Annotated in this window: 10 protein-coding genes and 1 tRNA gene; 8 read left to right on the top strand and 3 right to left on the bottom strand. The window is 56.0% G+C overall.

The window, feature by feature from the left end:
• The first annotated feature begins 48 nt into the window (after nt 1–48).
• Nucleotides 49–768, top strand: coding sequence for an acyl-ACP thioesterase domain-containing protein (locus tag D3F01_RS01035; protein WP_223385268.1), 720 nt, complete (start codon nt 49–51; stop codon nt 766–768).
• Between the two features lie 67 nt (nt 769–835).
• Here the strand turns inward: D3F01_RS01035 and D3F01_RS01030 are convergent, their stop codons facing one another.
• Nucleotides 836–1105, bottom strand: a complete 270-nt coding sequence (locus tag D3F01_RS01030; RefSeq protein WP_242885590.1) for a hypothetical protein — start codon at nt 1103–1105, stop codon at nt 836–838.
• A gap of 166 nt (nt 1106–1271) precedes the next feature.
• Between D3F01_RS01030 and D3F01_RS01025 the strand changes: the two genes are divergently transcribed.
• The 3 genes from D3F01_RS01025 to D3F01_RS01015 all read left to right on the top strand — a co-directional run bounded on the left by D3F01_RS01025 (nt 1272) and on the right by D3F01_RS01015 (nt 4836).
• Complete coding sequence (locus D3F01_RS01025) at nt 1272–2786, top strand: IMP dehydrogenase (protein WP_098922427.1); 1515 nt, start codon at nt 1272–1274, stop codon at nt 2784–2786.
• Between the two features lie 268 nt (nt 2787–3054).
• Nucleotides 3055–4572 carry a nicotinate phosphoribosyltransferase gene (locus tag D3F01_RS01020; RefSeq protein WP_242885588.1) on the top strand — a complete coding sequence of 506 codons (1518 nt, stop codon included), beginning with the start codon at nt 3055–3057 and terminating at the stop codon, nt 4570–4572.
• A 180-nt stretch (nt 4573–4752) separates the two neighbouring features.
• A tRNA-Leu gene (locus D3F01_RS01015) sits at nt 4753–4836 on the top strand.
• Between the two features lie 94 nt (nt 4837–4930).
• Here D3F01_RS01015 and D3F01_RS01010 read toward each other — a convergent pair.
• Nucleotides 4931–5785 carry an ATP-binding protein gene (locus tag D3F01_RS01010; protein ID WP_098922422.1) on the bottom strand — a complete coding sequence of 285 codons (855 nt, stop codon included), beginning with the start codon at nt 5783–5785 and terminating at the stop codon, nt 4931–4933.
• 18 nt (nt 5786–5803) lie between these two features.
• On the bottom strand, nt 5804–6931 hold the full coding sequence (locus tag D3F01_RS01005) for a cysteine desulfurase family protein (RefSeq protein WP_242885586.1): 1128 nt from the start codon (nt 6929–6931) through the stop codon (nt 5804–5806).
• A 307-nt stretch (nt 6932–7238) separates the two neighbouring features.
• Between D3F01_RS01005 and D3F01_RS01000 the strand changes: the two genes are divergently transcribed.
• The 4 genes from D3F01_RS01000 (at nt 7239) to D3F01_RS00985 (ending at nt 10760) form a co-directional block, all read left to right on the top strand.
• The gene (locus D3F01_RS01000; protein WP_242885584.1) at nt 7239–8600 is read left to right on the top strand and encodes a uracil-xanthine permease family protein; all 1362 of its coding nucleotides are present in this window, start codon (nt 7239–7241) and stop codon (nt 8598–8600) included.
• Between the two features lie 134 nt (nt 8601–8734).
• Complete coding sequence (locus D3F01_RS00995; protein ID WP_035394078.1) at nt 8735–9286, top strand: ferritin family protein; 552 nt, start codon at nt 8735–8737, stop codon at nt 9284–9286.
• A gap of 131 nt (nt 9287–9417) precedes the next feature.
• A complete protein-coding gene (locus D3F01_RS00990; protein ID WP_117476214.1) occupies nt 9418–10182 on the top strand; it encodes a heparan-alpha-glucosaminide N-acetyltransferase domain-containing protein in 765 nt (254 codons plus the stop codon).
• Nucleotides 10183–10343: 161 nt separating this feature from the next.
• A complete protein-coding gene (locus D3F01_RS00985) occupies nt 10344–10760 on the top strand; it encodes a flavodoxin (protein WP_097771090.1) in 417 nt (138 codons plus the stop codon).
• Nucleotides 10761–10842: the final 82 nt, after the last annotated feature.

Below are 10842 nucleotides of genomic sequence, written 5' to 3'. Positions count from 1 at the left end.
GCAATGCGAAGCAATGACGGAGAGGGTTCTCTTTTGGAAAGGAAACGTATGAATCAATATACCTATCATACCACCGTCCTGAACGCAGACGGCGATTTCCGCCGGATGATCAAGCCCAGCGCCCTGTTCCGCTATGTGGAGCAGGCGGCGGCAGACCACGCCCGTGCCTACGGCATGGATGATGCTTTTTTCAAAGCGCACCACACGGCGTTTCTGGTGGGCAAGCAGGCGGCGCAGATCACCCGGATGCCCCTGCGCGCCGAAAAGCTGACATTTCTTACCGCCTGTGAGCCGTGCAAGAAGGGTTCGATGAAGCGGCTGACCCGCATTCTGGACGAAGCAGGGAAGGAGTGCGCTCTGATCGACAGCCGGTGGATCATGGTGGATACCGATCGCGAGTGCATCCTGCGCCAGCCCTCCTGGTATACGCCCGGTTACTGGAACGAGAATCTGGACGGGGAGCTGCCCCAGCTGGTGCACAAAGCAAAGGAACTGACCTGTGCAGGCAGTCGGACAGCCAGTTACTCCCTGTGCGACCTGAACGGCCATGTGAATAACGCCTGCTATCTGGACATCGCCTGTGATGCCCTGCCGCTGGAGGTGGTCGAGGCCGGGCCGCTGAAATTCGTCTCCGTCAAGTACCACCGGGAGATCCCGCTGGGCAGTCAGGTCGAGGTGTTTTATGCGCCCTCGGCCGATGGCTGGTATGTGGTGGGCCGCCGCGAAGAGCACGCTGCGTTTGAATGCTACCTGGAATTTACAAAATAAATCCGGGAAAATTACAAAAATGTTACAAAATCTGCAAAAAAGGTCTTGCAAAACGGGAACAAAAGAGTTACAATATGGTTACAGAAAGCGATGAGCGCTTTTTGAGACTGAAATCTTTTTCTTCTTGTTGAATAAGAGATATCGGGTGCAGGGCCTTCTCCTCCTCCGGCTGTTCTCCTTCACAGCTGTCGGCACTGTACCGCACAGGCGGTATCTCGCTTCGTGTGCAAAAAAGTCCGTCCGGTTTTCCGGTGCGGACTTTTTTGCACTCCACTTTGTGCCAGAAAACCGGCCTGTCGGGCGAAAAAGTATGACCTTGCACGTTTTTGGTGGTCAATTTTACTGTTTTTCCGCAAAGGACAGTTCTAAAGTTTGTTGCCGCTGGGGTTTGTATTCTGACGGGGTTTGTGGTAAAGTATAGTCAATCAATTTATAAGCAGCAAACATGAATTATTTTGATGCTGGCCCGTTGTTGATGCGTTAAGAAAAAAGGAGTTTAGAGTATGGCTTATTTCTATGAAGAACCTTCCCGCACCTTTGGCGAGTACCTGCTGGTTCCGGGTTATTCCTCTGCAGAGAATGTCCCCACGGCAGTCAGCCTGAAGACCCCGCTGGTCAAGTACCGCAAGGGGGAAGAGGCCTGCCCGCTGGAAATGAACATCCCCATGATCAGTGCCATCATGCAGTCGGTCTCCGGCGATAAACTGGCCATTGCACTGGCACGGGAGGGCGGCGTGTCCTTCATTTACGGCTCCCAGAGCATTGAGAACGAGGCTGCCATGGTGCGCCGCGTCAAGAGCTATAAGGCTGGTTATGTGGTCTCCGATTCCAACCTGGCTCCTACCGCCACCCTGCACGATGTGCTGGAGCTCAAAGCTCGCACCGGCCACTCCACCATTGCTGTCACTGCCGATGGCACTCCTCACGGCAAGTTGATGGGCATTGTGGCCTCCCGTGATTACCGTGTCAACCACACCCCCGATGATGCTTCCGTTACCACTTTTATGACTCCCATCGAGAAGCTGGTCACCGCACCGGAGAATACCTCCCTGCACGACTGCAACAATATCATCTGGGACAATAAGATCAATACTCTGCCGCTGGTGGATGCTGAGGGCAACCTGAAATACTTCGTGTTCCGCAAGGACTACGATTCCCACAAGAAGAATGTCAACGAGCTGCTGGATGCCAACAAGAGCTATGTGGTCGGTGCCGGCATCAACACCCGCGATTATGCCCAGCGTGTGCCCGCACTGGTCGAGGCTGGCGTGGATGTGCTCTGCATCGACTCCTCCGAGGGCTACTCCGAGTGGCAGAGCCGTACCATCGCCTGGATCCGTGAGCACTACGGCGATACCGTGAAGGTGGGCGCAGGCAATGTTGTGGATGCCGAGGGCTTCCGTTTCTTGGCAAAGGCCGGTGCAGACTTCGTCAAGATCGGCATTGGCGGCGGTTCCATCTGCATTACCCGTGAGACCAAGGGCATCGGCCGTGGTCAGGCCACCGCAGTCATCGAGGTCGCAAAGGCCCGTGACGAGTACTACAAGGAGACCGGCATCTATGTGCCCATCTGCTCCGATGGCGGCATCGTCCACGATTATCACATCACTCTGGCTCTGGCCATGGGCGCTGATTTTGTCATGCTGGGCCGCTACTTCGCACGCTTTGACGAGAGCCCCACGAACAAGGTGCGCATCAATGGCCAGTATATGAAGGAGTACTGGGGCGAGGGCTCCAACCGTGCCCGCAACTGGCAGCGTTACGACCTGGGCGGTTCCACCAAGCTGAGCTTTGAGGAAGGCGTGGACAGCTATGTTCCTTACGCAGGTCCTCTGGCCGATGGTGTCCAGACCACTCTGTACAAGGTCAAGAGCACCATGTGCAACTGCGGCGCACTCTCCATCCCCGAGCTGCAGCAGAAGGCCAAGCTGACTGTGGTTTCCTCCACCTCCATCGTGGAGGGCGGCAGCCATGACGTTGTGCTGAAAAATGCGACCCCCAATATTATAAACGGCTGAGCCTGAACAGGCTTGCAGGGCCGCTCCCGGAGCTTTCGGGGGCGGCCCTTTTGGCAGTACCAAAAAAAGATTTTTCTTTCTGCACGCAGGAAATTTACAAAAGCCCTTGCACCCGGGCGGCAAAGATGCTATCATGGTACAAACGTCCTGTCAAGACAGGGTGCAGGCCCACGCACTGCCGGAACAAAGGCAGGGGGAGAAGGGGCTGTTTTTTCAGCAGTGGCAAGGTTTTTTCGCTGCTGCGAAGTACAAGGAGAGGAAACTTTTCATGGACGAGATCAAAGTTGTTCCGTACATTCCGGACGAAGATTATGATAACCCTGCCATGGTGGTGGATTTCTACGAATTCACGATGGCAAACTGCCTGTTCCTGCACGGCTTTAAGAACACCACCCTTGTGTTCGATATGTTCTTCCGTAAGAACCCGGACAACATGGGTTACTCCATCAGCGCAGGCCAACGCAAGCTGACCCGGTTCCTGCTGAATTATCACTTCAACGAGCAGGATATCCGCTGGCTGCGCACCAAGGGTATGAGTGAGGAATTCTGCGAGTATCTGCGCACCTACAAGTGGAAGGGTGATATGTACGCTCTGCCCGAGGGCACGGTTTGCTACCCCCATGTGCAGATGGTCCGCATTGAGTGCGACCTGGTGGGTGCGATCCTGATCGAGACCTACCTGCTGCAGACGATGAACTTCCACAGCCTGATCACCACCAAGGCAACCCGTGTGACCGGCCTGAACACCCATACGCCCCGCAGCGTTATGGAGTTTGGCACCCGCCGCGCACAGGGCGAGAGCGCAGGCAATGATGGCGCGTATGCCGCTGTTCTGGGCGGCTGCATCGGCACTGCCAACTGCTTGGCTGAGATGAAGTATGGCTCTGAGGTCAAGGCGGTTGGCACCGTGGCACACAGCTTCATCGAGTTCTTCCCGACGGAGTTTGATGCCTTCAAGGCCTTTGCGGATACCTACCCGGATTCCGTCAGCCTGCTGCTGGATACCTACAACATCATGGAGAGCGGCCTGCCCAACCTCATCAAGCTGGACGACTACCTGATCGAGAAGTACCCCAATGACCCCAACCGCCGCGTCAAGAGTGCCCGTATCGATTCCGGCGATCTGGCCCGTGGCTCCAAGCGCCTGCGCAAGGCACTGGATGCCGCAGGCAAGCCCTATATCAAGCTGGTGGCCTCCAATGGCCTGGACGAGCGGAAGATCGCCAACATGGAGCTCTATGAGCACGCTCATTTTGATTCCTACGGCGTGGGCGAAAATCTCATCACCTCCGCTTCTGACCCTGTGTTCGGCGGCGTGTATAAACTGGTGGCGGTCAAGCTGCCGGATGGCACCTATCAGCCCAAGATGAAGTGCTCGGATTCTGCCAGCAAGGCCATCATCCCGGGCAAGAAAATGCCTTGGCGGCTCTACGATGAAAATGGTCAGGCCCAGTGCGATCTGATCGCCATGGATGGCGAGGTCATCGAAGCGGGCAAACCGGTAAAGATGGTCAATCTTGACCCGGATGCCATCGAGCGCACCATCACCATCACCCCCACCAAGGTCAAGCGGCTGCTGGTGCCCCATATCCTGAACGGTGAACTGGCCATCGAACTGCCCGGGATTGCCGAGAAAAAGGCCTATATCGCAAGGCAGCTGACCGAAGAGACCTGGGAGACCGAGCTGCGCATCGAGATGCCGCATAAGCACTATGTCAATATGACCCCCGCTGTGGCCGAGTGCCGTGCCAAGATGTATTCGGAACTGCATGGCGGAAAGGTGTAACTTGACAAAGCAGGGTTTCTATTGTATTATAATAGCCGTTGTGTGAATCTTACATGTTTTGATACATGTTTGCAACTCCGTAACGACGGACTTGTGATAAATGTTTACCTCATCACCTGTTATTCCCGGCTCTCTGTGAATGTCCAGAGCAGCAGGGCTTTGTAAGCCGGGTTTCTATGCGCCACTGTGGTGAAATTGGCAGACACGAGGGACTTAAAATCCCTTTCTGGAGACAGAGTGCGGGTTCAAGCCCCGCCGGTGGCATAAAAAATCCCCTTCAGCGTAAGCTGAGGGGGATTTTTTACTGTTGTATCGCGTACAAAGCGTGATTCGGCGCAGGCAGAAATGCGGATGCAGCTCAGTGGTTTTCCATTGCGTTGAATCGTTCCAGGAAGCTGTGATCTACACCCTCAGATCGATAGCCCGGCATGGTATCAATGGCAACGTTGTGGATGCTGCGGAAGATGCTGTTTTCGATATTGGGATTGTCGCGCTTCAGGCGGCGAAGCAGGATCTTGATCTCCTGCCGCTTGGAACCACCGCCGCCGTTGTCGCACATGGTGCAGTTCTCAGTAAAGCGGCAGGCGCACTGGATGAATTCCAGATCATTGTAGCGCTTCCAGGCCAGGATATCTTCTTCCCGGATGCAGTACATGGGGCGGATCAGGGTCATGCCGGGGAAGCTGGTGCTGTGGAGCTTGGGCGGCATGGCCTGCATCTGGGAGCCGTAGAACATGCTCATCACGGTCGTCTCAATCACATCGTTGAAGTGGTGGCCCAGCGCGATCTTGTTGCATCCCAGCTCCTTGGCCTTGCTGTACAGGTGACCGCGCCGCATCCGGGCACAGAGATAGCAGGGATTCTTTTCGGTATTGTTGGCAACGGAAAAGATATTGCTCTCGAAGATGGTCACCGGGATGTGCAGCAGCTCTGCATTGGACTCGATCTTCTGGCGGTTGATCTCATTGTAGCCGGGGTCCATCACCAGAAAGACCAGCTCAAAGGGAACATCGCTGTGCTTCTGCAGTTCCTGCATCAGCTTTGCCATCAGCATGGAGTCTTTGCCGCCCGAGATGCAGACGGCGATCTTGTCTCCCTCCTGTACCAGCTCGTAGCGCTTTACCGCCACGATAAAGGGGGTCCACAGCTCCTTGCGGTATTTCTTGATGATGCTGCGTTCGATCATCTGATAAGGTTCAAGCTCACGTTTCATGTTGGTTCCTCTTTTTATTTAATGTACGGCGGTCAGCTCACGGTAGCAGACATCGAACGCCTGCAAAAAGGCTTTGATCTCGTCCTCGGTAGTCAGATGGCTCAGGCTGATGCGCCAGGAGGACAGTGCGTTGCGGCGGTCGCGGCTGACCGCAAACACCGCACGCGAAGGCAGACCATCCGACGAGCAGGCTGACTTGACCGAGACGCAGACCCCTTTGGCATCCAGCTCCCGCTGGAACACGGTGCCCTTGACATTACGGACGCTCAGATTCAGCACATGAGGGATGGCGTGTTCCGGGCTGTTGATGCGCACCAGCGGATATGTGCTGAGGGCGGCGCGGAGCTCTGCATTCAGTTTTGCCACATGGCCAACGCGTCCGGGCAGGTCAGTGACGGCGAGATCAAGCGCACAGGCCAGCGAGGAGGCCAGCGCCACAGTGGGGGTGCCGCTGCGATAGATGGTGGTACTCTCGCCGCCATGGATGAGAGGCTCCAGCGCCAGATTCCGCCGCTTGATCAGCAGGCCGATGCCGTTCAGCCCATAGAATTTGTGGGCCGTCAGGCTCATGGTGTCCACGCCCTCAAAAGAAACGGGGATCTTGCCCACAGCCTGGGTCGCATCCACATGCAGGTGACAGTGAGGGTATGCTTTCAGGATGGCGGCGATCTCCTGTACAGGCTGCACCACACCCAGCTCACTGTCCACCAGCGTTACGGCAACGCAGATGGTATCCGGGCGAAGCAGATCCGTCAGGTGCTCAAGATCTACAGTACCGTCCTGCTTCACGTCCAGCAGGTCGATCTCATACCCCTGCTCCTGTAATGCCGTCAGGGTGCCGCTGACCGAAGAATGCTCCAGCGGAGTGGAGATGATGTGCCTGCCCGCATGGCGGGAGAGACGGGCCAGCCCCTTTAAAGCAAAGTTGTTGGCCTCGCTGGCACCGGAGGTATAGATGATCTCTGCTGGCTGAACGCCCAGCAGGGAGGCGATTTTGATGGTGGCGGCATCGATCTCTGCCTTGGCGGCAGAGCCTGCCTGGTGGTGAGAGTTGGCGTTGCCGATGCAGCGGCGCTCCACGGCACAGAACTGCTCCAACACCCGCGCATCCACCGGGGTGTTTGCAGAATAATCCAGATAGATCATAACATTCCTCTTGAAATACAAATCAATTCAATAGGTTATATTATAGTGCGGACAGGGGCATATTTCAAGATGTCCGGCCAAAAAGCTGAGGGAAACTGCGGCAAACGGATTGCATCCGGGCAGGGTTTCTGGTATACTTTATAAAGTCAGACAGGGAAGGGGAGAGCAAAATGTTTCGTTCGACTTTGCGGAGCGCGTGTTTTGCCTTCCGGTCCCGTTTTTTTGAATCTGCTCCAGAAGATTGAGGCACTGCCGTTGCTGCGGCAATGCCTCTTTTTTTGGGCAGCGATGAAAGGAGAACTTCTCTATGAGTGAAAAGATCGATTACTCCAAGGGCATTTACGATGCCCGGCAGCTCGGTACCGGACGGATGCTGATTCTGGGCTTGCAGCACATGTTTGCCATGTTCGGCGCAACTGTGCTGGTGCCCCTGCTCACCGGCCTGAGCGTTTCCACCACTCTGCTCTGTGCCGGTCTGGGCACCCTGCTGTTCCACCTTGTCACCAAGGGCAAGGTCCCGGCCTTCCTTGGCTCCTCGTTTGCTTACCTGGGCGGTTTTTCCATTGTAGCCCCCATGCTGGCTGACGCAGACGGCAACCTGACCGTTGTCAATACCAAAATGCTGCCCTACGCCTGCGCGGGCGTGGCACTGTCCGGCATTCTGTACCTGCTGGTCAGCCTGCTCATCTCCACCTTTGGCATCCGCCGCATTATGAAATTCTTCCCGCCGGTGGTCACAGGCCCCATCATCATCTCTATTGGTCTGATCCTGGCCCCCTCCGCCATCACCAACTGCGAGTCCAACTGGCTGCTGGCTTTTGTGGCCCTGGGCACCGTTATTGTCTGCAACATCTGGGGCAAGGGCATGGTCAAGATCCTGCCCATCCTGATCGGTGTGCTGGTCTCCTATGCTGTGGCTCTGGTCACCGGTGCTGTCAACTTTGAGGCCATTGCTGCAGCCGACTGGTTCGGCATCCCCCTGCACAAGAGCGCCATGGGCCTGTTTGCCATCGACGGCAGCCCTGAGTTCATCAGCGCAATGTTCACCATCATTCCCATTGCGCTGGCAACCATGATGGAGCATGTGGGCGATATCGCTGCCATCAGCGCTACGGTCGGCCACAACTATATCAACGACCCCGGCCTGAACCGCACCCTGATGGGCGACGGCCTTGCCACTGCCATGGCCGGTCTGCTGGGCGGCCCCGCTAACACCACCTATGGTGAGAACACCGGCGTTCTGGCCCTGAGCCGCATCTACGACCCGCTCGTCATCCGCATTGCCGCTGTGATGGCTGTGATCCTGAGCTTTAGCCCCAAGTTTGAGGCTGTCATCAACACCATCCCCACCGGCATCATCGGCGGCATCAGCTTTGTGCTGTACGGCATGATCTCCGCAATCGGTGTCCGCAATGTGGTCGAGAACCGTGTGGACTTTACCAACAGCCGCAACCTGATCGTTGCCGCTGTCATCCTGGTCTGCGCGCTGGGCTTCAACTCTGTGGGCGGTCTGACCTTCGCTGTGGGCGGTGTCGCCATCAACCTGTCCGGCCTGGCCATTGCTGCTATCGTGGGCATCCTGCTCAACGCCATCCTCCCCGGCAATGATTACGAGTTTGATGCTGCCAACGGTTCCGATGCTCCGAGCAGCGGCAACCTGCAGGTCTAAAAAATAAATAGGAATAATTCTTAAAATTAGTCTTGACTAATCTGGGAATCATTGCTATAATAGGCTCAGAAGCAAGGCCCCCTGTACCAGAGGAGAGGCCAAGATCATAATAAAAAACAATGGAGGATATTCCTATGAAAAAGTATGTCTGCACCGTCTGTGGTTATATCGCTGAGGGCTCTATCCCTGAGCAGTGCCCTGTCTGCAAGGCTCCTGCATCCGCATTTGTCGAAAAGACCGGCAACACCTATGTGACCGAGCATGTGGTCGGCATCGGCAAGGCTGAGGGTGTGCCTCAGGAGATCGTTGACGGTCTGCGCGCAAACTTTGAGGGTGAGTGCAGCGAAGTCGGTATGTACCTGGCCATGGCCCGTGTGGCAGAGCGCGAGGGCTACCCCGAGATCGCTGAGGCTTACAAGCGCTATGCCTACGAGGAGGCTGACCACGCATCCCGTTTCGCCGAGCTGCTGGGTGAGGTCGTGACCGACAGCACCAAGAAGAACCTGATGATGCGTGCTGAGGCTGAGTGCGGCGCATGCTCCGGCAAGATGGACCTGGCCAAGAAGGCAAAGGCCCTGAACCTGGATGCAATCCACGATACCGTCCACGAGATGGCAAAGGACGAGGCTCGCCATGGCCGCGGCTTTGAGGGCCTGCTGAAGCGCTACTTCAACGTGGAGCTGTAACTCCTGCATTTTTCTGAACCTGTTATCATAAAGCTGCCGTGCGGTTCTAAAGCTGCACGGCAGCTTTTTTTGCTTGACGGGATCCATGGCAGGGCGTACAATGGAAAAAACATTCCGAAAGGGGAAGTCTTATGAAATCAACTTCCACTCGCTGCGCGCTGCTGGACGAGCTGCGCGGGCTGGACCTGATCAGCATGATGCTTTACCATGGCATGTGGGACCTGGTCTATCTGTTTGGTGTGAGTGCACCGTGGTATGGCAGCTGGCAGGGAGAACTGTGGCAGCAATCCATCTGCTGGGTGTTCCTCCTGCTGTCCGGCTTCTGCCTGCCGCTGGGCCGCCACCCGGTCAAACGGGGCGCAATGGTGTTCGGGTGCGGCGCGCTTGTCACGGCGGTCACGCTGATCTTCATGCCTGCGGATGTCGTTTGGTTCGGCGTGCTGACGCTTCTGGGTTCGGCTATGATCATCACGGGTCTGCTGGAAAAGTGGCTGGAAAAGGTGCCGCCGGTGGTAGGCCTTGCAGGGAGCTTTTTTCTGTTTTACTTCACCCGCCATGCAGCCGATGGCTATCTGCAGCTGGGCCATTGGCTCATCACACCGCCGGGCTTTCTCTACGCCAACTACTTCACGGCTTATCTGGGCTTTTACCCCTTTGGTTTCTTCTCTGCCGATTACTTCCCGCTGATCCCGTGGCTGTTTCTGTTCTGGACCGGTTTCTATCTGTACCATCTGGTCGGGAAGGAACGGCTGGAACCGCTTCATCGTTCTGTCTGCCCGCCGCTGGGGTGGCTGGGGCGGAACTCGCTGATGCTATATCTGCTCCACCAGCCGGTGATCTACGGCGTGCTGACGGTGGTGTTCCTGTTGCTGCGCAGGGGTGGAGGAGCGCTCTGAAAAATCCTGCAAAAGGTTCTTGACAAGGAGTCTGCCCTGTGGTATTCTTTTGATGGTTAGAAAAGCCTAACCAAATTGCTCTGTCTTATGTCAGGCAGAGCAATTTCTTGAAGATGAAAGTTAGAATATACTAACCATTACTGAAAGAGAGGTTCTTCATTATGAGCAAAGTAGCAGTTGTATTCTGGAGCGCAACCGGCAACACGGAGACCATGGCAAACTGCGTGGCAGAGGGTGCAAACGGCACCATCGTTCCATGTGGCGAAATGAACGCCGCGAAGCTGGCAGAGTTTGATGCAGTTGCATTTGGCTGCCCCGCAATGGGCGCAGAGCAGCTGGAAGAGAGCGAGTTTGAGCCGATGTTCTCTGATCTGGAGGGCTCCCTGAACGGCAAGAAGATCGCTCTGTTCGGCTCTTATGGCTGGGGCGACGGCCAGTGGATGCGCGACTGGGTCGAGCGTGCACAGGGTGATGGCGCACAGGTGCTCAACGGTGAGGGTCTGATCTGCAACGAGGCACCGGATGAGGATGTTCAGGCTGCCTGCCGCAAGCTGGGTGCAGACCTGGCTGCATGGTAAGATCACAGCTTGACAAAAGAAGTTTGTTCTGATAGACTAACCGGCAGAGTGTAAGAATTCCGGCTCTCTGCCGGTTTTTGTT

This window comes from Faecalibacterium sp. BCRC 81149, assembly GCF_022750605.1.
In the GTDB taxonomy this organism is placed as follows: Bacteria; Bacillota; Clostridia; order Oscillospirales; family Ruminococcaceae; genus Faecalibacterium; species Faecalibacterium duncaniae.
The sequence above is the reverse complement of the archived record's forward strand: the minus strand, read 5'-3'. Positions and strand labels throughout refer to the sequence as shown.

Coding starts and splice junctions, on each gene's coding strand:
- D3F01_RS01020 (WP_242885588.1), top strand. CDS start 3,055: ATGGACGAGATCAAAGTTGTTCCGTACATTCCGGACGAAGATTATGAT.
- D3F01_RS01010 (WP_098922422.1), bottom strand. CDS start 5,785: ATGAAACGTGAGCTTGAACCTTATCAGATGATCGAACGCAGCATCATC.
- D3F01_RS00995 (WP_035394078.1), top strand. CDS start 8,735: ATGAAAAAGTATGTCTGCACCGTCTGTGGTTATATCGCTGAGGGCTCT.
- D3F01_RS00985 (WP_097771090.1), top strand. CDS start 10,344: ATGAGCAAAGTAGCAGTTGTATTCTGGAGCGCAACCGGCAACACGGAG.
- D3F01_RS01035 (WP_223385268.1), top strand. CDS start 49: ATGAATCAATATACCTATCATACCACCGTCCTGAACGCAGACGGCGAT.
- D3F01_RS01005 (WP_242885586.1), bottom strand. CDS start 6,931: ATGATCTATCTGGATTATTCTGCAAACACCCCGGTGGATGCGCGGGTG.
- D3F01_RS00990 (WP_117476214.1), top strand. CDS start 9,418: ATGAAATCAACTTCCACTCGCTGCGCGCTGCTGGACGAGCTGCGCGGG.
- D3F01_RS01000 (WP_242885584.1), top strand. CDS start 7,239: ATGAGTGAAAAGATCGATTACTCCAAGGGCATTTACGATGCCCGGCAG.
- D3F01_RS01025 (WP_098922427.1), top strand. CDS start 1,272: ATGGCTTATTTCTATGAAGAACCTTCCCGCACCTTTGGCGAGTACCTG.